At 63.9% G+C, this 22,034-nt stretch carries 13 protein-coding genes; 7 read left to right on the forward strand and 6 right to left on the reverse strand.

Features of this window, described 5'->3' with window-relative positions; all coding sequences use genetic code 11:
- The first annotated feature begins 12 nt into the window (after positions 1-12).
- From I2I01_RS01225 to I2I01_RS01235, 3 genes are all read left to right on the forward strand, one after another.
- Positions 13-1,845, forward strand: a complete 1,833-nt coding sequence (locus I2I01_RS01225) for a 7TM diverse intracellular signaling domain-containing protein (RefSeq protein WP_196284604.1) — start codon at positions 13-15, stop codon at positions 1,843-1,845.
- A gap of 430 nt (positions 1,846-2,275) precedes the next feature.
- On the forward strand, positions 2,276-5,785 hold the full coding sequence (locus I2I01_RS01230; RefSeq protein WP_196284605.1) for a tail fiber domain-containing protein: 3,510 nt from the start codon (positions 2,276-2,278) through the stop codon (positions 5,783-5,785).
- Between the two features lie 68 nt (positions 5,786-5,853).
- Positions 5,854-7,269, forward strand: coding sequence for a T9SS type A sorting domain-containing protein (locus I2I01_RS01235; RefSeq protein WP_196284606.1), 1,416 nt, complete (start codon positions 5,854-5,856; stop codon positions 7,267-7,269).
- 109 nt (positions 7,270-7,378) lie between these two features.
- Here I2I01_RS01235 and I2I01_RS01240 read toward each other — a convergent pair whose 3' ends face one another.
- From I2I01_RS01240 to I2I01_RS01265, 6 genes are all read right to left on the reverse strand, one after another.
- Positions 7,379-8,101: a hypothetical protein gene (locus I2I01_RS01240; protein WP_196284607.1), complete on the reverse strand. Its 723-nt coding sequence runs from the start codon at positions 8,099-8,101 to the stop codon at positions 7,379-7,381.
- A gap of 53 nt (positions 8,102-8,154) precedes the next feature.
- Positions 8,155-8,673, reverse strand: a complete 519-nt coding sequence (locus I2I01_RS01245) for an acyl-CoA thioesterase (protein ID WP_196284608.1) — start codon at positions 8,671-8,673, stop codon at positions 8,155-8,157.
- Positions 8,674-8,830: 157 nt separating this feature from the next.
- On the reverse strand, positions 8,831-10,999 hold the full coding sequence (locus I2I01_RS01250) for a M43 family zinc metalloprotease (RefSeq protein ID WP_196284609.1): 2,169 nt from the start codon (positions 10,997-10,999) through the stop codon (positions 8,831-8,833).
- A gap of 171 nt (positions 11,000-11,170) precedes the next feature.
- Complete coding sequence (locus tag I2I01_RS01255; RefSeq protein WP_196284610.1) at positions 11,171-13,324, reverse strand: M43 family zinc metalloprotease; 2,154 nt, start codon at positions 13,322-13,324, stop codon at positions 11,171-11,173.
- Between the two features lie 141 nt (positions 13,325-13,465).
- Positions 13,466-15,679: a M43 family zinc metalloprotease gene (locus I2I01_RS01260; RefSeq protein WP_196284611.1), complete on the reverse strand. Its 2,214-nt coding sequence runs from the start codon at positions 15,677-15,679 to the stop codon at positions 13,466-13,468.
- A gap of 133 nt (positions 15,680-15,812) precedes the next feature.
- Positions 15,813-16,475 carry a protein-L-isoaspartate(D-aspartate) O-methyltransferase gene (locus tag I2I01_RS01265; RefSeq protein ID WP_196285539.1) on the reverse strand — a complete coding sequence of 221 codons (663 nt, stop codon included), beginning with the start codon at positions 16,473-16,475 and terminating at the stop codon, positions 15,813-15,815.
- Positions 16,476-16,651: 176 nt separating this feature from the next.
- On the opposite strand from I2I01_RS01265, the gene I2I01_RS01270 reads away from it, so the two are divergent.
- From I2I01_RS01270 to I2I01_RS01285, 4 genes are all read left to right on the forward strand, one after another.
- The gene (locus I2I01_RS01270; RefSeq protein ID WP_211537753.1) at positions 16,652-18,073 is read left to right on the forward strand and encodes a sugar transferase; all 1,422 of its coding nucleotides are present in this window, start codon (positions 16,652-16,654) and stop codon (positions 18,071-18,073) included.
- Positions 18,074-18,224: 151 nt separating this feature from the next.
- Entirely contained in the window at positions 18,225-19,382 is a 1,158-nt protein-coding gene (gene mnmA / locus I2I01_RS01275; protein ID WP_196284613.1) for a tRNA 2-thiouridine(34) synthase MnmA, read from the forward strand.
- A gap of 96 nt (positions 19,383-19,478) precedes the next feature.
- A complete protein-coding gene (locus I2I01_RS01280; RefSeq protein ID WP_196284614.1) occupies positions 19,479-20,240 on the forward strand; it encodes a hypothetical protein in 762 nt (253 codons plus the stop codon).
- 57 nt (positions 20,241-20,297) lie between these two features.
- Positions 20,298-21,977 (forward strand): S8 family serine peptidase, encoded by a 1,680-nt coding sequence (locus I2I01_RS01285; protein ID WP_196284615.1) that lies wholly within the window; start codon positions 20,298-20,300, stop codon positions 21,975-21,977.
- The last annotated feature ends 57 nt before the right edge of the window (positions 21,978-22,034 follow it).

Genomic DNA, 22,034 nt, shown 5'->3' on the forward strand with positions numbered 1-22,034 from the left:
CTTCTATTCCTCTTGCTTGCCAGCATACTACAACTTGCTGCGCAGCCCACGCCCGAGGCGTTGGTAAAAAGGGGGGTAGATGTGGTGCGCGTGGGCGTGCTGCCCGACCGAGGCTACACCTGGGACCAGATTCGCACCGATAGCGCACTGGCTTTTGCGCCGGCCGACTCGCTGCGCCCGGCACTGGGCCGCCGCTACTGGCTGAAATTAACGTTACGCAACCGCAGCCGCTACGCCGAAGCCGTGCGACTCCACGTGTTGCCCAACCTGGACAACACGCTTTATTATTTCGACGAAGACGCCCAAAGCTGGCAGAGCTGGCGAACCGGCCTGACACAGACCAGCTGGCGCCTCTGGCACGTACCAAGCGGCGGTACCACCTGCTACGTGCGGGTAAATCTGCCGGCGGGCGTCGGCCTGCCGCGCGCCATCGGCTGGGGCGTGCGCCTGGAGCTGGCTGCGGCGGCGCAGGCCGCCGACCGATTTGGCTGGGCTGTGTGGATGGGCACGGTGGTGGTGCTAGGGCTGCTGGCCCTCGTGGGCCTGTACTCCTATGCCCGCTCGCGCGACCGCGCCACGTTGTATTACTTCGGCACGCAGGTGGGGGCGGCGCTTTACGTTACGTCGTTGTCCAGCTGTTTGAGCGACTGGTATCGCTCCCCGGTCTTCAGCGCGCGGGTGCTGGATAATGGCATAAGCTATGGACACCATCCCGGCAACGTGCTGATGCACCTGAGCGTGGTGCTGCTGCTCGGGGGCATCGGGCAAATGACCCGCGCCTACCTGAACACCCCCACGCGGCTGCCCCGCCTGGATGCCACCCTGCGCTACGCGCTGGGGGCTTACTTCGCCTTCACGCTGGTGGTGCTGGTGGTGAGTGGAAGCGGCTTTTTCCTTGATTATTACACGCTGCCGTTTCACAACATGCTGGCACTGGCGGTGGTGGGGCTGGTGTTGGCCATCACCGTTGTGGCCGTCCGGCGCCGGTTGCCGGCGTCCCGGCCTTTCTTGCTGGCCAACGTGCTGCCCCTGCTACTGATTCTGCTCGTGGCCGGCCACAACGTGCTGTTTGGCTACGACAAAGAAGCCATTCGACTGCTGCCCAATCTGGCGGTGGTGGCGCATGCCCTCGGCTTTATGGTGGCGCTCACCATTCGCCTCCACACCATGCAGCGGACCTTGCTGGCCACGGAGCGGGAAGCTCAACTGCTAGCCCTGGACATTCAGGAACAAGAGCTGCGCAACCGGGAAATTGTGCTTAAAAACAGCCACATTCAGGCGGCGCTGCTGGCCCTGCAGCAGCGGCAGCAGGCCCGCGAGCAGCACACCCAGCAGCTGAGCTACGACAACGAACAGCACCAAGCCACTAACCAGGAGCTACAGGCGCAGCTCGAAGCCAACCAGCGCGAGCTGGCGTCTGCCAGCCTGTACGTGCAGCAGAAAAACGCCCTGCTGGCTGAGCTCAAGCAGCAGATTCAGGAGCTGAGCGCGCAAAGCCCCGAGCAGCGCAAGGAGCTGGCGGGCATCAAATCCATCCTGCAAACCAGCCTTTACCTCGACGAGGACTGGGGCAAATTCAAGCTTCATTTCGAGCAGGTGCATCCGCGCTTTTTTGAGGAGCTGCAGGACAAGTACCCGGCCCTGACCAAGAACGAGCAGCGCCTGTACTGCTACTTCCACATCAACCTGGCAACGAAGGAAATTGCGGCCTTGCTGAACATTGACCCGGCCAGTGTGCGCCGGGCCAAAACCCGGCTCTACAAAAAGATTACCGCCGCTGATATGGCCGCCGGCCGCACCCCGGCGGCTGAGCTTCCGGACCAGCCCGCGACCGGGCAGGAGTAGTTCTTGCTATGGTCTGGCTGGCCGTGCGCTGGCCGGCGGCAAGCGGTTTGCCCGGTAGTAGAACGGCCGCCGAAAGAGAATTGCTGACTACATCAAAGCCCGGGTGGTAGACGTGCCGCGCGATGGCCCGGGTGGCCTATGCCTACCTAGTTAGGTACTATAATTTATAGGTCGTTAATTATTTGTATTGGTAATCAGTTTGTTGTAAAAAGTGTCTACACTTTGTCTACGCTCCTGATTAGGAAATGGCGGGAAGGCGAAGGAAGGTTTGCAGCCGCTGGGGCTGGTCGGCCACCGCCCCGGCGCTCCGAACCCTTCGGCCACCGCTCTACCCCGAGCGGGCGGCGCGCTGGCCCCTGAGGTAAGCCCTCGGTGCCGGCGCCGCCGCACGGCGGATGTCCCTACTTGTTTCCCATCCTTTCTTTTTGCTATGCAAAACCGTTACTTCAGCATTCCACCGGCAGCCCTCGCGCTGCTGGCCGTTGTCCCCCTCACGGCTCAGGCCCAGACGGGGGGCGTCGGTATCGGCACCTCTGCCCCCGACGCCTCGGCAGCGCTCGAGATAAGCAGCACCAGCAAAGGCCTGCTGCCTCCGCGCCTGAGCCTGAGCCAGCGCGACGCCATTGCCAGTCCGGCCATTGGCCTGACTATTTATAACACCACCACGGGCAAGCTCAATACTTGGAACGGCACCAGCTGGGATTCTGCCTTGAGCGCCACTGAGCAGCCCATCCCGGGTGTCAGCGCTACTTTCAACTTCACTGGCGCGCCGCAAACCTACACCGTGCCCACAGGCGTGAGGAGCATTATGGTGACCGTGGCCGGGTCCTATGGCGGATATTCGGCCTCCTACGCCCAGGGCGGCAACGGGTCCAGGGTGCAAGCCACGCTGGATGTGACGCCCGGCGAGGTACTGACGCTATACGTGGGCGGTGCGGGTGGTAACGGTCGTTCTGGTGCCAGTGCTTCTGCGCCCGGGGGCTACAACGGCGGCGGCAGCGGCTACGCGTCGGCTGGCGGAGGCGGCGGGGCTTCTGACATTCGACGCGGCGGCACGGCACTGAGCAACCGCATTGTAACGGCTGGTGGCGGCGGGGGCGGCGGCTGCGAGAGCGCCGCCGACGGCGGTGCCAGCTACTGGTACGGTTCTACGAGCGGGAGCGGAAGCGGCACGGCCGGGGGCCAGGGAGGGTACACCAATGCACAGAGTGGCTCTGGTTATGGAGGGACGGGCGGCTACGACTATAGCGGCGGTGGCGCCAAAGGGGGCGACGGAAGCTTCGGGCAGGGCGGCAGCGGCAGCGGCAGCTCGGCTAACAGCCCTTACCGGAGTGGGGGCGGCGGGGGCGGCGGCTACTACGGGGGCGGTGGGGGCGGCACCGCCAACCCGGTCAACTACCCCAGCACCAACATCGGCGGGGGCGGGGGCGGAGGCACCTCCTACGTGGTAGCAACCGGTGCCAGCGCCGTGAGCATTGGGTCTAACTCCCAGAATAGCGGCTTCATCACCATTACGCCCGCGGCCCAGTTCGCGGCCCCGGTTCTCGATGGCAGCAACTTTGTGAACGTGCCCGGCACCTGGCAGGTGAGTGGGGCCAATGTGTACCGGGCCGGTGGCAACGTGGGCATTGGCACGGCCACCCCCGGTGCGGGACTGCACGTGAGCACGGCCGAAAAGCCTTCTGTGTCGGGTGCCAGCGGGGTCTACCTCTCGGGCGGGGCCTCGGGCAACCCCAACGTCGAATTGCGCGGCACCAACGGCGCGGTCTACATCGATTTTGCCCACGACCTTAGCACCGACTTCTCCGCGCGCCTGCTCTCGAACAGCAACGGTCTGGGCTTCCACACGGGCGGCAGCAACACCCCGCGCCTGCTCATCGACCCCACCGGCGCCCTCACGCTGAGCAGCCTGGCCGGCTCCGGCACCCGCATGCTCATAACGGATGCCAACGGTCTGCTCAGTGCCCAGGCCCTGCCCGGAGGCGACAACCTGGGCAACCACACCGCTACCCAAAACCTAAGCTTGGGCACCAACCTGTTGACAGGCGGCGGCAGCATCGGGCTGGGAATAAGCAGCACAGGCACGGTGGGCATTGGCGGAGCGGCCACTGTTGGCACCACCTTGGGCGTTGGCGGCGCGGCCACCATTGGAGGAGCCGCCACCGTGACCGGCGCGGCCACCATTGGAGGAGACGCCACCGTCGGCGGCACCGTTGGCATCGGCACGACTACTCCGGCTGCTTCGGCCATGCTCGACGTGACAAGCACCACCAAGGGCTTTCTGCCTCCGCGCCTGAGCCTGGTGCAGCGCGACGCCATTGCCAGCCCGGCCGCGGGGCTTACCGTGTACAATACGAGCACGAATAAGCTCAACACCTGGAACGGCACGAGCTGGACCGAAACGCTAACAACTACCGAACAACCCGTGCAGTACCCGGCCCAGACGTTTAGCTCGCCGGGGCAATACACCTACACCGTGCCCGCTAACATCCGCAGCCTGACTGTGACGGCCAATGGGGCCGCGGGCGCCGGTGTCCAGCGGCTTTACCCGACCCCCAATACTTCGGGCGGCGCGGGCAGCCAGGTGCAGGCCACGTTGACGGTCACGCCGGGCGAGGTACTCACCGTGGTGGTAGGGGGCCGGGGCGCCCCCCTGAATGGTGGCTTCAATGGTGGCGGCAGTGGCGTGAATAACAATGCCAACTACTTTACCTCCGGCGGCGGGGGCGGCGCCAGCGACGTGCGCCGTGGCGCCGCAACCTTGGCCGACCGCCTGCTGGTAGCGGCCGGCGGTGGGGGCGGCGGCGGCGGCGGCAACGGCGGAGCCGGAGGCGCCCCCAACGGTAGCACGGGAACCGACAGCTACAACATCCCGGGCACGGGTGCCACCCAAAGCAGCGGCGGCAACCAAGGCGGCGCTCCCGGCCAGGGCGGCAACGGGGGTAGCAGCACACTTAACGGCGGCGGGGGCGGTGGCGGTGGCTACTACGGGGGCGGCGGCAGTGGCGGCTACGGTGGCGGTGGCGGCGGCAGCTCCTGGGTATTACCTACGGGCAGCACCAACATCACGATGACGGCTGGCAGCAACGGCGGCGACGGCAGCGTAACCATCGCGCCGGCAACCGTGGCCTATGCGGCGCCCGTGCTCGATGGCAGCAACTTCATCAACGTGCCCGGCACCTGGAGCGTGAATGGCGCCGACGTGTACCGCCCCACCGGCAACGTGGGCATCGGCACTGCAGACCCGCAGGCTGGGCTGCACCTGGACCGGCCTGAATCCTCTTCGGGTTCGGCGTTGGGCGTGCTCCTGAGCGGCGGCACCAGCGGCAACCCCAGCATCGAACTGCGCGGCAATGGCAAAACCCCTTACATCGATTTCGTAGAAACCAGCGGCTTGGACTACACCACCCGCCTCCTCAGCTATGGTGGCACGCTAAACCTGACCTATGCCGGGGCTGTCGCCAGCAAGCCAACTTACTTGCTGAACGTGGAGGGCGGCATCACGGCCACCGGCCAAGTGCGGGCCAATGGCGTAGTACTCACCTCCGATGCCCGCTTCAAGCAGAACGTGCGCCCCATTGGTAGCGCCCTGGCGTCGGTGCTGGCTATGCGCGGCGTGCGCTACGAATGGAATGCGCTGGGCGTCCGCCACGGCGGCACGGCCAAGGCTGGGCAGGTGGGCCTGCTGGCCCAGGAGGTAGAGAAAATATACCCCGAGCTAGTGAGCACCGATAAGGACGGCTACAAAGCCGTGAACTACGCCCAGCTCACCCCTGTGCTCATCGAAGCCCTCAAGGAGCAGCAGGAGCAGATTGAAGCGCTAAAAGCCGAAGCGGCTACGGCACAAGCCAAGGCCGCCCAGGCCACGGCCACTTTGGAAACCTTCGAGGCCCGGCTGCGGCGCCTGGAGGCGGCCACCGGCGGCCAAGCCCAACGCTAACGGACGCGCTGCCGACGGGGCGTGCATTTTGCCCTTCACACTAACTTTTAAACGCGATAAGCAACGGTATGAAAAACGGCTTTACCCTCGCGCTGCTACTGCCTGCCCTGGGTGGCTTTGCGCAAACCCTCACCAACGACGGCGCTACCCTTAGCGTGAGCTCCGGGGCCACGCTTTATGTGCAGGGCTCCTTGCAAAACAACGCCGGCAGCACCCTGAGCAATACCGGCATCGTGGAGCTCACCGGCGACCTGACCAATGCCGGTACGCTGGCGGCGCCGGGCAAGCTGGTGTTCAGCGGCAGTGCCAACCAGACCTTTACGCCAGGTAGCGCCACCGTAGGCACGCTGGTGTTGGCCAGCACCGGTGCTGTTGGCCAGCGCACCCTGAGCCTGCCCGCCGACCTGACGGTGGGTTCAGCGTTCATTCTGCAAAGTGGCCTGTTACGCACGGCGGCCAGCGCCACGCTCACCCTGCCCGATGGCGCCACGCTCAGCGGCGAGGGCCCCGGCCAGTATGTGCAAGGCAACCTGCGCATCGAGCGCGCGGCGGGTACAGGCCCGCTCGATTTCGGACACGGCGCCATCCTCGACCGTTCCGGGCTGGGCCAGGTCACCATCACCCGCACCGCCGGCCTGCAAACCAACAACGTGAGCCGGGCCGCGGGCCTGGGCACCCCCGGCGCGCAGGGCATCGACCGCATCTGGACCGTAGAAACTGCCACGCCGCCGGCCGCCGCCGTGCCCTTCACACTGCAATGGGTAGCCGATGATGACAACGGCATATCCAGCTTTAGCACCACCCAGGCTTGGCGTGCGCCGCTGGGTTCGGCCGCTTGGGCCGCCACCGGCAGTTCTGGTGCCGCCGCGGTGAGTGGCAGCACGCGCAGCTTTTCGTTCAGCACCCTGGCCCTCGGCCGGCTCACGCTTGGTGGCCTGGCTGCGCCGCTCCCCGTCACATTGGTGGCCTTCACGGCCACGCCCCAGGGCGCCGATGCGCTGCTGCGCTGGACCACGGCTTCGGAGAAAAACAACGACCGGTTTGAGGTGGAAGCCAGCGCCGACGGTCGCACCTTCCGCCGCATTGGCACCGTGGCCGGCGCGGGCAGCAGCCAGACGGCCCATCACTATCAATTGGTCGACCCCGCCATTGCCCACTACGGCACCAACTTGGTCTACTACCGTCTGCGCCAGGTCGACACCGATGACACGGCGGTTTATTCGCCCATTCGCACCGTGGCCGTTGACTTAGCTAGTCAGCCTGCTGGCCTGGCTCTGTTTCCGAACCCCACCCGGACTGAGGCTACCCTTACCGGCGCCCAGCCGGGGGCTGCCGTGATGGTGTATGATGCTGTAGGCCGGCACGTGCTCAACGTCACGGCCGATGCTGACGGCCACGCCGCACTGGTGCTGCCTAAAGGCGTGGCCACCGGCGTTTACGTGGTGCGTACCGGGAGCAAAGCACTGCGTCTCACCGTGGAGTAGAGGCAAGCCTCCCCAAGATTTTGCGCAACAAAAAGCCCCCACCGATTTAGGTAGGGGCTTTTTGTTGGTTGGCAGTGTGGTGCGCTTACTGTCAGTTTTTTTAATCAAGCTAGCTAAACATACGCTGCAGGCCCGGCCACAGCCGCTTTTTTAAACTCACGTCGTACTCCACCAAATCGACCGTGGCCGACGCCAGATAAGCGAGGTTGAGGCTGGGAAACAGCACGGGCTCGTAAATCTGGGTGTTGCGTATGGTGGTGTCGAGCAGGTTTTTTCCAAAGGCGATGATTTGCGTGGCCGCCAGCTGCTGGCGCAGGTTGGCCAGCGCCACGGGCAGCTCCGATTCCACGTTCACCAGCATCACATCGGCCATCACCATGTTCAAGGCCTGCAGCATCTTGTTCAGAAACACGTTGCGGTGCAGCTTCTGGAACTGGTCGGCGGGGAGCCGGAAAAGCAGTACCACGCCCTGCGGGTTGTTGCCCATGGTCGAATAGGGCGTCATCATCACCGGCGGCACCCCGGCCGGAACGGGCGCGGGCGGCGGTCCGGCCGGGGCCACATCGCGCGCACTGGCCAGCCGGTCGGTAAGCTTGACCTGGGTGGCCGTCGGAATCGACTTCGGCAGGCCGGCCCGCGGGGCGGGCGCGTCGTCGGGGCGGTTCAAACGGTCGGCCAACGGGGTAGCGCGGGCCGCATTAGTGGGGGGTGCCGGCGCCGCGCCAGTTGCCGCCGGGGCCAAAGGCGCTGCGGGCGCCGCTGACTCGGCGGGCACGTAAAGCGTGACGTCGGTGTAAAAATTTTGCAGAAAAGCCAGTTGTTCAGCAGACATAGCAGACGAAGAGCTTATAGAAACAGCGCAAAATATACAACAGGTTTCCCCGCTTATTCCAAGGCAAACAAGGCTTTCAACTCGCTGGCTTCGCCGGGTTGCATGCGGCCGGCCAGCACGAGGCGCAGCTGGCGGCGGCGCAGGGCCCCGTCGTAGAGGGCGATTTCCTCGGGCGTTTCGGGCACGGCCTCGGGCACATCGATGGGCCGGCCGGACTGGTCCACGGCCACGAAGGTGAAGAAAGCCTCGTTGGTTTTGAGCTTGGTGCCGCTGGGTATGTCCTCGGCCCACACGTCGATGTGCACCTCCATGCTCGAGCTGAAGGCCCGCGTCACCTGGGCCTGCAGGGTCACCACGTTGCCCAGCCGGATGCTGTCGCGAAACGACACGTTGTCGACCGAAGCCGTGACCACAATGCGGTTGGAGTGTTTCTGGGCCGAGATGGCGGCGGCAATGTCCATCAGGTGCATCATGCGGCCGCCCATCAGGTTGTTGAGGGTATTGGTATCGTTGGGCAGCACCAGCTCCGTCATGATGACAAAGGAGTCGGCTACCGATTTTTGCTTGCGCATATGCGGGCGTTGTGAGTCAGTTGGTAATGAAACCGGACGAAGCAGCAATAAGCCTCAACCGGCGCACAAAGGTACGCCGCCGCCCCAAGCGGCTGCCGCAAAAAAAGCCCTATCCGTTTTCGGATAGGGCTTTTTGGCTTTTAAGACTCCGGTTGGCTTACTCGACGGTGAGCTTGGAGGTGAAGGTCTGGCCGTCGAGGCTGACGCGCACCAGGTACACGCCGGCTTGCAGGGGGCGCCCGGCGGGGCTCAGGGGCAGCACCTGCGGGCCGGCGCCGTAGGCCTTGGCCGGCAGCGTGAGCACGGGGCGGCCGAGCACGTCGGTGAGCGAGACCTGCACCGAGGCGGCTTTGTCGAGGGCCAGGTGCACGGCCGTCTCCTTGGTCAGCGGGTTGGGGTACACGGCAATGCCGCGGGCCGCACCAGCGTCGGCTTTAGCGGCCAGGGCGGTAGTAACCCGCATGTTGTCGAGGAAGAAGGTGTTGCCCTGAGCGGAACCGTTCACCATTTGCAGGCGTACTTTGAAAAGGCCGCTGCCCTGGAACTGGGCCGGGATAGCCACGCTCAGCGTTTGCCATTCGGTGCTCGAGGCGGGCACGTAGCCGTCAATCGGCGTCAGGCCCTGCGTGGTGAGCGTAGCACCCGTGAGGGTGGTCGGCGTCTGCCAGGATTGGCCGCAGTCCGAGCTGAAAGAAATGCGCAGCTGGGTATTGTCGGTGCTGGAGCGCAGGGCGTAAGCACGGTCAAAGCGCAGCGTGGCATTCGTAAGACCCGAGAGGTTGATGTTCGGGGTAACGAGGGTGGTGATGGCGCTGGCCGGGTAGGTGCGGTTGGTCACCGTCAGGTAGGCCGAGCCGTCGGCGGCGGGCACGGCGGCCTGGCGGCGCCACACAAACGCGCCGGCCGCGCCGGCGGCCGTGGTGCCGCTGGTTTCGTAGTTGCGCAGGGTGGGCGTGGCGTAAATGTTGGGGAAGTTAACGTCTTCAAACGACTGCGTCAGCGGAGCTGTTTCGCCACCCGTGGGGCCTTCGACGCGGATGATGTTGGTCTGGGTGCTGGTGCTGCTGCCGACGGAGTTGGTCACCGTTTCGGTCACGGAATAGAAACCCGCGGCCGGGTAGCTCACGGTGACCTGCTGGCCCGTGGCCGTGGCCGGCGTGCCGCCGGGGAACGACCACGAGTACGTCAGCGTGCCGCCCGTCGGGGTGAAGTTGGTGGAAAAGTCGCGCAGCGTTACCGGCGTGTTGATGCACACGTTGCCGCTGGTGCCCGGGGCTACGGAGAATGCGGCAATCGGGGCACAGTCGGGCGCCACGTAGCCGTCGTTGGTGCCCGTAAATACCAGGTTGGCCTGCGAGGTCAGCACCGAGCGGTTGGCGGCCAGAACGTTGCGCATGTAGGTGCGCTGGCCCTGGGTAAACATCCGGAAGCAGTACGAATAGTCCATGAAGTTCTGCACGTTGGCGATGGGGCCGCAGGGTGCGTAGTTCAGGTTGCAGTTGCTGTAAATACCATCCGTTTGGGGAGTATCCGGAATGTTGTCGGTGCCGGTGCAGTTGCCGGTGCCGGGGTTGTTGGTGGCGCCCCAGGTGTGCGAAAGGCCGAGGTAATGGCCTATTTCGTGGGTAGCAGCGCGGCCCACGTAGAGGCTGCCCGTGCCCTGCGTACCGAAATAAGTGCTCAGCACCGTGAAACCGTCGCGCACGTTGGTAGGGGTGTTGGGCGGCGACACGTAGCCGGCGGCACCGCTGGCGATGCCCCGCACCACCCAAATGTTCATGTAGCGGCTGCGGTCCCAGTTCGAAATGGCTTGCACAGCGCCGCTGCCGTCGTCGGTAGCAATGCTGGGCGCGTAGTGGCGGGTGATGCCGGTGGTGCAGTTGCCGTTGGGGTCCTTCTTGGCCAGGCGGAAGCGGAAACCGACGGCCGCCGCGATGGGCCGAAACAGCGGCGCGATGTCGGCCGTGTCGGGGTTCAGTTTCTGATAGTCCAGGTTCAGCTGGTCGATGGCGCTGTTAATCTGCCGGTCGCTGATGTTGTCGGTGCCGCCCGTGTGGATGATGTGCACCACCACCGGAATGGTGATGTCGGTCACGTAGTTATTGCGCTGCTGCACCCCCTGGGTTTGCGCCTTCGAGAGCGCCTCCATGCGCTCGTTGAACTGCTTCTGCGCCTCGCGGGCTCCGGGGTGCTCAGCAAAGTAACGGTTCTGCTCGGCCGTGGTGCCGCACCAGTTCGGCAAGATGCCAGCCGGCGCTTGGGCACTGGCGCCCAAGCCCGAAAGGGTCAGCAAAGCTGCCAGAGCCGAGGGTAAAACTCTTTTCATCATAGAGAAGGTGAGGAGGGGAAAAATGAATATTATCGAACCAACGCCAATGCGTGGAATTAAAATTCAGTGTTTCAGCAAATATACAACTTCAAGCCTTAGCTTGTATGAGCCAAAAAAGCCCCATCCGATTTCGGATGGGGCTTTTTTGCTTTTAGCGACTCCGCCGGTTTACTCGACGGTGAGCTTGGAGGTGAAGGTCTGGCCGTCGAGGCTGACGCGCACCAGGTACACGCCGGCTTGCAGGGGGCGCCCGGCGGGGCTCAGGGGCAGCACCTGCGGGCCGGCGCCGTAGGCCTTGGCCGGCAGCGTGAGCACGGGGCGGCCGAGCACGTCGGTGAGCGAGACCTGCACCGAGGCGGCTTTGTCGAGGGCCAGGTGCACGGCCGTCTCCTTGGTCAGCGGGTTGGGGTACACGGCGATGCCGCGGGCAGCGCCGGCGTCGGCCTTGGTGGCCAGGCCACCAGTCACGCGCAGATAATCAAGGAAGAAGGTGTTGCCCTGAGTTGTGCCATTCACCAGTTGCAGGCGCGCCTTAAAGAGGCCGCTGCCCTGGAACTGGGCCGGAATGGGCACGCTCAGCGTTTGCCATTCGGTGCTCGAAGCGGGCACATAACCGTCAATCGGCGTCAGGCCTTGCGTGCTGAGGGCCGTAGCGTTGAGGACAATGGGCGTCGACCAGGTCGTGCCGCAGTCTGTGCTAAAGGATACGCGCAGCTGCACGTTGTCAGAGCTGGAGCGCAGAGCGTAGGCACGGGCGAAGCTAATGGCGGCGTTCGGGGTGCTGCTCAGGTTGATGTTCGGGGTTACGAGGGTGGTGATGGCGCTGGCGGGATAGGTGCGATTGGTCACCGTCAGGTAAGCCGAGCCGTCGGCGGCGGGCACGGCGGCCTGGCGGCGCCAGACAAACGTGCCGGCTACGCCCGCGCCCGTAGTGCCGCTAGTTTCGTAGTTGCGCAGGGTGGGGGCGGCATAAATGTTGGGGAAGTTGACGTCCTCAAACGACTGGGTCAACGGGGCCGTCTCCCCGCCGGTGGGGCCTTCGACGCGGATGATGTTGGTCTGGGTGCTGGTGCTGCTGCCGACGGAGTTGCTCACGGTTTCCGTCACGGAGTAGAAGCCGGCGGCGGGGTAGCTCACGCTCACCTGCTGGCCCGTGGCCGTGGCCGGCGTGCCGCCGGGGAACGACCACGAGTACGTCAGCGTGCCGCCCGCGGGCGAGAAGTTGGCCGAGTAGTCACGCAAGGTCACCGGCGTGTTGATGCACACGTTGCCGCTGGTGCCAGGGGCCACGGCAAACGAGGCAATCGGGGCACAGTTAGGGGCCACGTAGCCATCGTTGGTGCCCGTAGCCACCAGGTTGGCCTGTGAAATCAGGTTGGGACGGTTGGCGGCCAGCACCGCGCGCATGAGGGCGCGCTGGCCCTGGGTGAACATCACGGCGCAGGAAGCATAGTCCATGAAGTTCTGCACGTTAGCGATGGGGCCGCAGGGTGCGTAGTTCAGGTTGCAGTTGAAAGTGCCGTCGGTAGGCGGCGTATCGGCCACGTTATCGGTGCCGGAGCAGTCGCCGGTGCCGGGGTTGTTGGTCTGGCCCCAGGGGTGCGACAAACCAAAGTAGTGACCGATTTCGTGCGTGGCGCCGCGCAGCAGGGCGTTGTTGGGGCTGCTGGTGCCCTGGTTGCCAAAATAGTCCTGGCGAATCACATAGCCGTCACGCGGGTTGTTGGGGTTGTTCGGGGGCGACACATAGCCCACCACGTAGCCACCGGCAGAAGCCACACCGATGGTGTTTACCACCCAAATGTTGAGGTATTTGCTCTGGTCCCACACGCCCACGGCCTGCACGGCGCCGTTCTGCGCGTCGTTGTACAGGCTCGGCATGTAGTGGCGGGTGATGCCGGTGGTGCAGTTGCCGTTGGGGTCCTTCTTGGCCAGGCGGAACTGAAAGCCCACCGAAGCCGCGATGGGCCGAAACAGCGGAATAATCTGCGACGTGTCGGCGTTCAGCTTCTGGTAATCTTCGTTCAACAAGGCAATGGCGCTGTTAATCTGCCGGTCGCTGATGTTGTCGGCACCGCCGGTGTGAATGATGTGCACCACCACCGGGATGGTCACGTCGGTCACGTAGTTGGTGCGCTGCTGGGCCTGCGATTGGGCCACGGCTGCCATGCGCTTCATGAAGTCCTGCTGGGCCTCACGGGAGCCGGGGTGAGCCGCAAAGTAGCGCTCCTGCTCGTCCACGGTGCCGCACCAGTTGGGGTTTTTGCCGGCCGTGGTTTGGGCCTGGGCGCCCAGGCCGATGAAGGCAAGGGCCGCAGCCATTACCGAGGGTAAAAATCTTTTCAGCATAATGGTGTAAAAAAAGAAGGGAGATATCTAAGGTCGGCGAAGCAGCGGGAGGGTGGCAGCTTGCCCAAAAAAGTTGTGACTCCAGCCCGTTCGACGGGCCGGAAAAGCCTGAACTTAAGGGATTACCACTTTGGAGGCCCAACGCGCGTTTTCCGTGGTCAGTTCAATCAGGTACACACCTGCGGCTGGCCGCGCCGCGCCCACGGGCAGCAAAGGCAGCGTTTGCTGGCCTGCCCGGCCCAGCACCTGCACCGGGGACAGCACCGTGCGGCCCAGCAAGTCGGTGAGGCGCAGCTGCACCGGACCGGGCGCAGCCAGGGTGAATTCTACCGCCGTTTCGGCCGTGAGCGGGTTGGGGAATACCCGCAGCGCGCCCGCGCCGGCCGCGGTGCGGCTGGCCAGCGCACTGGCCGGCTGAATGGCCAGGCGGTCGATGTAGATGGTGTTGCCGCCGTTGCTCAGCATCTGAATGCGGAACTGGAAATGACTCGAAATGAAGGAGGCGGGAATGGGCACCACCAGCGGCTTCCACTGCGCGGCCGAGGTGGGAATGAAACCAATCACCCGCGCCGTGTCCAGGGTGTTGAGCGTAGCGGGGAAGATGTTGCCCTGGTTAATCCAGGTCTGGCCGCAGTCGTCGCTGAACTGCACGTTCAGGTACTCGTTGATGGGGGTGGGCCGCAACGCATACGCGCGGTCGAAGGTGAGCACCGGCGGGTTGGCGGCCGAATAAGTGCTCAGGTTGACGTTGGGGGACTGTATGCGCGTCTGGGTGCCGGCCGGCAGCAGCGAGCTGCGCACGGCCAGGCAAGCGGTGCCGTCGCTCACCTGCAGGCCGCCGGGAGTGCTGGTCTGGCGCACCCAGCGCGCCGCGCCCGAGGTGGAGTTGGTGGTGTTGGTCCAGTTGCGTAAGTCCGAAGCTGCGAAATTGAGCGGGAAGTTGGGGTTCTCAAACGACTCGGCCAGCGGGGCCGACAGGCCCACGTTGCCACCCAGCACCTGAATGAGGCCCGTGCGGGTGCGGGTACCGCTCTGGCCGGCGGCCGTCACGGTCAGGGTCACGTTGTAGGTGCCGCCGGTGGGGTAGGTCACGTCGGGGTTGCGCAACGACGAGGTGCTGGGCACACCGCCCGGAAACTGCCAAGCGTAAGTCACGCCCGATGCTGCGAGGTTGGCATTGTAGGAATAATCGGCAAACGACACCGTCGAGCCTTCGCAAACCACCGTAGCCGTGGGCTCAAAGGCTACCACCGGGGCGCAGGGGCCAGCATTGTAGCCGTCGTTGGTGCCAGTGGCCAGGAGGTTGGCAGCGCTGGTGAGTACCTGCCGGCAGCCCAGCTGCAGCGAGGCCCGCATCACGGCACGCTGCCCCAGCGTGAACATGCGGGTGCAGGTGGCGTAGTCCATATAGTTCTGCACGTTGGCCAGCACGGGCAGGTTGGTCACGGGGTCGGTGCAGGGCGAGAAGTTAAGGTTGCAGCCGTTTTGCGAGCCAATGGTATTCGGTGTGTCGGCAATGCCGTCGTCGATGCCGCAGTTGCTGGGTAGGCCCGGGGTGTTGCTGCCGCCCCAGGTGTGCGGCAGGCCGAAGTAGTGGCCGATTTCATGGGTGAGCGAGCGGATGCACAGGTTGGCCCCGCACGAGGTACCGATGCTGCCCAGCTGGGCGTTGCGAATCACAATACCGTCGACCGTGCCGCCGGTGCAGGGCAGGTAGGCATAGCCGCCCGCGCCGTTGGCGCTGGTGCAAATCCACACGTTGAGGTACTTGCTCTGGTCCCACTTAATCAGGTTTTTCACCCGGTCGTCGCCGATGTTGGTATCGGTGGAGTAGGTGTGCGTGATGCCGGTGGTGCAGTTGCCGTTGGGGTCAAGCTTGGCCAGGCGGAAGCGGAAGCCGATGTTGGCGTAGCGCGGCTGAAAAAAAGGAATGACGTCGGCCGTGTCGCGGTTGGTTTTGCTGAAATCTTCGTTGATGACGCGCATGGCATCGTTCACCTGCGCATCCGAAATGTTGTCGGTGCCACCGGTGTGAATGATGTGCATCACCACGGGCACCGTCACGTCGGGCGTGGCCAGCAGGCGGGCCTGGGCGCTGGCCGGCATCTGGGCCACCTGCTGCAGGAAGGCCCGGTAGGCCTGCTCGGCGCCGGGCTGCCGGGCAAAGGCGGCCTGCTGTGCACTATCGAAAGCGCAGCGGATGCCCATGCGGTGTTCGGGGTAGGCGCGGCGCAGGCCTTGCGGGGTTTGAGCCACGGCGGCCTGGCACAAGGCGGCAGCCCCAATGCCCAGCAGCCAGTGCCGGGCCATGCGTAAGTGTTTCAGCATGCGTTCTGAAGAAGGAAAAAAGAGAAGGAGAGAAGCAGCGCGGCGGTGCCAGGGGGTGGAGCAGTAATTCGCCGCAGCTGCAATCCGTGAGCAAGATACGTCCCAGAAATGGCTAAATGATGAAGGCTGGCTTTTAGGAGCGCCAACCGCTGGCGCCCAGCAGCGGTACGAAGCGGAACTCCTCGAACTCTTCGCGCACAAACGCCTCGGGGCCTTCGCGCGTGACGCGCACCATGCGCTGCGTTTGGTTGTTGCCCACCGGAATCACCAGCCGGCCGCCCACGCGCAGCTGCCGCAGCAGGGCCGGCGGCAGCCCCGGCGCCCCGGCCGTCACCAGTATGCCATCGAACGGAGCCTGAGCAGGTAGGCCCACCGAGCCGTCGCCGCAGTGCAGGCGTGCCCCGCCGGCCCCCAGCGCTGCCAGCCGCTGCCGGGTGCGCGCATACAGCACCTCATTGAACTCGATGCTGTCGACGTGGGGCGTGAGCTGCAGCAGCACCGCGCACTGGTAGCCCGAGCCGGTGCCCACTTCCAGCACCCGGTCGGTGGGCTGCACGTTCAGCAATTGGGTTTGAAACGCTACCGTGTAGGGCTGCGAAATAGTTTGGCCCTCGCCGATGGGAAAGGCCTTGTCCTGGTAGGCGTGGTCCTGAAAAGCGGGCTCGAAAAACAAGTGGCGCGGCACGGCCTGCAGCGCCCCGAGCACCCGCTCGTCGTGAATGCCGCGCTGGCGCAGCTCGCGGGCCAATGCGCGCCGCTGGCCCTGGTGCCGGTAAGAATCCTGAAGCGGTGAAATGGCGAAATCGTAAAAATGAAAGCCGAAAATAAGCCGTGCGGGCCGGCGCGCCGTGATGAGCTTGTCGGAAAATGTCCGCGACTTGTCGGGAAATGTCGGCAAGTGCGTGCGCGTCCTACCTTTGTCCGGCGCAGTTTTTGTCCACTGGCCGCGAAAATACACCTTCTGTCACCGTTTTGCAGCTCGTTCGCCGCTTTCAGTACGTCAAGCTCGTAGCCGCCGACTTCGGGGCGGCGCTGCTGGCGTGGATGTGTTTCTACCTCGTACGCAAGTATTTGCTCAACGAGCTGACCGGCTACCGCTTCACCGAAGGCGCACTGTTTGACCTCACCGGCTCGGCCATCTTCATCGCCGTATTCTGGACCGTTCTCTACACGCTGGTGGGCGAGTACCGCGACATTTACCGCAAGTCGCGCTTGGGCGAAATCATTCGGCTGGCGCGGGTGTCGCTGCTCGGGGCTGTGGTTATTTTCTTCACCCTGCTTCTCGACGACCAAGGAGTGGTGAATTACAAGGCCTACTACAAAACGTTTTCGGCCTACTACCTGCTGCATTTTTTCATCACTGGCTTTTTACGCACCCTGGCCGTGAGCAGCGTACAGCGCCAGATTCGGCGGGGCAATATTTCGTTTCCCACGCTATTGGTAGGCTCCAATGCGTTGGCGCTAAGCACCTACCACGAGCTGGCTCGTACCAGCAAGCACCTGGGGCTGCGCTTAGTAGGTTTCGCACCAGTGGGGGACACCGTCGACCCCGAACTGGCCGCCGAATTGCCCGCCCGCGGCTCCTACCAGCGCCTGCCAGCCCTGGTACGCGCCCTCAAAATTGAGCAGATTGTCATTGCTATTGAACCCAGTGAGCACCGGCTTATTCAGGACATCCTAACCTTGCTCGAAGGCACGCCCGCACGCGTCAGCATCCTGCCCGACTTGTACCAGATGCTGCTGGGGTCGGTGAAAGTCAATCACTTATTCGGTACCCCGCTCATCGAAATCAAGCAGGACCTGCTGCCCGTGTGGCAGGTCATCCTCAAGAGGGTTATCGACGTGGTGGGCTCGGCGCTCTTCCTGCTGCTGGCCTGCTGGGTGTATGCGTTCACGGCCGTCATGGTAAAGCTTTCCTCGCCCGGCCCGGTGTTTTACCGGCAGGAGCGCATTGGGCGCAACGGCCAGCCGTTCCGCATCATCAAGTTTCGGTCCATGTACATCGACGCGGAGAAGATGGGCCCCGCCCTGAGCTCCGACCACGACCCGCGCATCACCAAGTGGGGCCGCTTCATGCGCAAGGTCCGGCTGGATGAGCTGCCGCAGTTCTGGAACGTGCTCAAGGGCGACATGAGCATAGTGGGCCCGCGCCCGGAGCGGCAGTTCTTCATCGACCAGATTGTGAAAATCGCACCTCACTACCGCCACCTGCATCGCGTGCGCCCCGGCCTCACCTCGCTGGGCCAAGTGAAGTATGGCTACGCCGAAACCGTGGCTCAGATGGTGGAACGCCTCAAGTTTGACATTCTCTACATCGAGAACATGAGCTTGGCCATGGACTTCCGCGTGTTGCTCTACACGTTAAAAATTATTGTAGAAGGGCGGGGGAAGTAAGATTAAATGAGCAATTGGCAATGAACAGTGAGCAATAACCCATCTGGCGGTTATTGCTCACTGTTCATTGCCAATTGCTCATTGTACAAAGCCGTACCTTTGCAGGTGCCGGCCGGAACCATTCAAGCTCCGGGTGAATTGCACCACCAATATGAATACCGAAACAAAAGGACGGGTACTCGTCGCCATGAGCGGCGGCATTGACAGCAGCGTGGCCGCCGTGCTGCTGCACGAACAAGGCTACGAAGTGGTCGGGATGACCATGAAAACCTGGGACTACGCCAGCGCCGGCGGCTCCAAAAAGGAAACCGGCTGCTGCTCGCTCGACAGCATCAACGACGCCCGCGACATTGCCGTGACACTCGGCTTCCCGCACTACATCATCGACATTCGCGACGAATTCGGTGATTTTGTGATTGATAACTTCACCGACGAATACCTGGCCGGGCGCACGCCCAACCCCTGCGTGCTGTGCAACACCCACATCAAGTGGGACGCCCTGCTGCGCCGCGCCGACCAGCTTGGCTGCCAATACATTGCCACTGGCCACTACGCCAACATCCGCAAAGACGCCGAAACCGGCCGCTACGTGGTGAGCAAAGGCCTCGACGAAAACAAAGACCAGAGCTACGCCCTGTGGGGCGTGAGCCAGGAGAGCCTGAGCCGCACGCTGTTTCCGCTGGGCGGCATGCGCAAAACCGAGATTTACGACGAAGCACGCCGGCGCGGCTTCACCGAACTGGTGAACAAGCCCGAGAGCTACGAAATCTGCTTTATTCCCGACAACGACTATCGTGGCTTCCTGCGTCGCCGCGTGCCCGGCCTGGAGGCCCGCGTGGCCGGCGGCAACTTCGTGACCAAAAACGGCCGCGTCATCGGCAAGCACGAGGGCTACCCGTTCTACACCATCGGGCAGCGCAAGGGCTTGGGCGTGGCGCTGGGCTACCCGGCGTTCGTGCTCGAAATCCGGCCCGATACCAACGAGGTGGTGCTGGGCAACTACGACGAGCTGGCCAGCACGGCCACCATCGTGGGCAAGCTCAACATGGGCAAGGAAGCTAGTCTGGAAGGGCGCGGCCTAGTGCCGGCCGTGGTAAAAGTGCGCTACAACCACGACGGCGCTCCGGCGTTTCTGGAAGAAGTGGACGGCAAAATCCGCGTGTACTTTGAGGAACCCGTGCACGCCATCACGCCCGGGCAGGCCGCCGTGTTCTACGACGGGCAGGACGTGCTGGGTGGCGGCTGGATTGAGCGCCACGTAATCGGCGAAATCCCCGTACCTTTTGCCGCCGCAACGGCCGGGCAATAAGCTACGTTTTCTGTCTTTTTCTACGCTTCATTTATGCAGTCGCCGCTTCTCCGTTCGCTGAATAACCCGGCCATTAGGCGCCGGGGCCTCGCTTTTATGGCCCTCGCGTTGACAGTGGGCGTGGCCGGCTGCAAAAATGATTCGGAGGCCATTCCTGACACCGGCACGGGCTATTACCCCATTGCCGTGGGCAACACCTGGACTTACGCCGTGGCCGACAGCACCTGGAGCCAAGCGCTGGCATCGGGCAATTCGTTGGGCACTCCTAGCGTGCTCACGGTCACCAACTACCAGTTTAAGGAAACCATCACCGAGGTGTTCACCGACGCCAGCGGGCAAACGGCCTACCGGCTGGTGCGCTCCAAAATGGGCCCCTCCACAACTACTTTCCGCGACGACAGCGTGTTTGTGCTCACGGCCAACGCCAACTTTGTGGCCCTGAACCGCAACAACGCCAAAACCGCCGAGCTCATTTTTCCGGTGCGGCAGGGCCGCTCCTGGAACCTGAACGCTTTCAACAACAACTCCAACGACACCATCACGGCCGAAACACGGCAATACAGCCGGGTGGGGCAGCCCTTCAACACGGGCGGCGGTACTTCGGGCCTGCCGGCCAAGGCGTACGAGACAACCGTGACGGTGAATAATACCGGCACGGCCACCGAAAGCAGTGCCCTCAAGAAAGTAGGCTACCAGCAAGTGTTTGCCAAAGGCGTGGGACCGGTACTACGGCGCCGTTTTTTCTTCGCCAATTTTTATATTAATAATCCTAGTTCCGGCCGTGTCGATTACTACCCTGGCAACTACTTCTTGGCCACTTCGCGGCGCGAAACCCTGATTGACTACCATCTGCGTTAATTTGGCAGGGGTTAGTCCCAGCTTTACTTGATTGTTTGATTTCCCATGGTGAGTTCGATGTTGAAATGGGTTTGGGGAGGGCTACTGGCCGCGGGGTTGTCCGGGCTGGCGGCGCCCGCCGCGCAGGCCCAGGGCCAGGTGCGCCGCCACCTGGTGTACTTGCGCGACAAAACCGGCACGCCGTATTCGGTGGCGCAGCCGCAGGCGTTTCTGTCGGCCCGGGCAGTGGCGCGGCGCACGCGCCAGGGCATCGCGGTGCTCCCGCGCGACCTGCCCGTAAACCCTGCCTACGTTACCCAAATCCGCAGCGTGGCCGGCAATCCGCGTGTGGTCTATACCTCGCGCTGGTTTAACGCCGTGCTCGTGTCCTGCGATTCGGCCACTTTGGGCCGCATTTCCGCGCTGCCCATTGTGCGCCGGGCCACCACGCTTAACCGATATTCCCAAACGCCCGCGCCCATTGCGCCACCCATACAGGTGCCGCCCGCGGTGAACCGCACGCAGGCCACCCGCGCCCAGTACGGCCCGGCCTACCGCCAGGCCCTGCAAATTGGCGCCACCGCCATGCACGACGCGGGTTACCGCGGCGATGGTATGCAGATTGCCGTGTTCGACGCGGGCTTCCCCGGCGTCGACCAGATTCCGGCTATGCAGCCCGTGTACCTGGAAAATCGGCTGGCCAGCACCCGCAACTTCGTGGATGGCGGCACCAGCGTGTACCTGCGCAACAGCCACGGCACCAACTGCGTGTCGGCCATTGCGGCCAATCAGGCCGGGTTTTACATCGGCACGGCTCCCAAAGCGACGTTCCACCTGTGCATCACCGAGGACGTGTATTCGGAGCACCCCGTGGAAGAAGCCAACTGGCTGGCCGCCGCCGAGTACGCCGACTCGGCCGGGGTTGATGTCATCAGCTCCTCGCTGGGCTACACCGAGTTCGACGCCCCTTCGCCGTCCTATACCTACGCCGACATGAACGGCCGCACGGCCATCAGCACGCGGGCGGCCACATTTGCTGCGCGCGTTGGCATGCTGGTGGTGAATGCCGCCGGCAACGAGGGCGACGACCCCTGGCACTACATCTCGGCCCCGGCTGATGCCGATTCGATTATGTCGGTAGGAGCGGTTGATTCCCTGGGCAACCGGGCCTACTTCAGTTCTTACGGGCCCACGTCGGATGGACGCATCAAACCTACCTTGTCGGCCATGGGCCTGGCAGCGGCGGTGCTGGCACCCAACGGCGGTGCATTCCGCGGCAGCGGAACCTCCTATGCGTGCCCCATTCTGGCGGGCATGGCGGCCGGGTTTTGGCAGGCCAACCCTACGCTCACGGCGCAGCAGGTCATCGCGGCCCTGCGCAGCACGGCGTCGCAGGCCAACAATCCAGACAATTCCCTTGGCTACGGCATCCCGAATTTCGTGACGGCCTACAACGCCCTGCACCCAACGGCGCCCCTGGCTGCCAAAGCCAGTTCCGCAACGGCTGAAACTCTCGGGCTGTATCCCAACCCCACCGGCGACGGCCCCCTGACGCTGGTGCTGCCAGCCGGGCTGCAGGGCCAGCCCTTGCGGGTGCGGGTGCTGGATGCGCGCGGCGCCGTGGTGCTGCAACAGCAGCTGCCAGCCACAAGTAGCCGCGAGCTGCCGCTGCGCACGGCGCGGTTGGCCAAGGGTGCCTACACCTGCGAAGTGAGCGCCGGCACGAGCCGCCAAACGGTAAAATTTGTGCAGCAATAAGCTCATTGCGAGCGTTCTAAAAAAGCTCCTTCGCGGGAGTTTTTTTATGCCCTGATG

Source organism: Hymenobacter properus (assembly GCF_015694735.1).
Classification (GTDB): domain Bacteria; phylum Bacteroidota; class Bacteroidia; order Cytophagales; family Hymenobacteraceae; genus Hymenobacter; species Hymenobacter properus.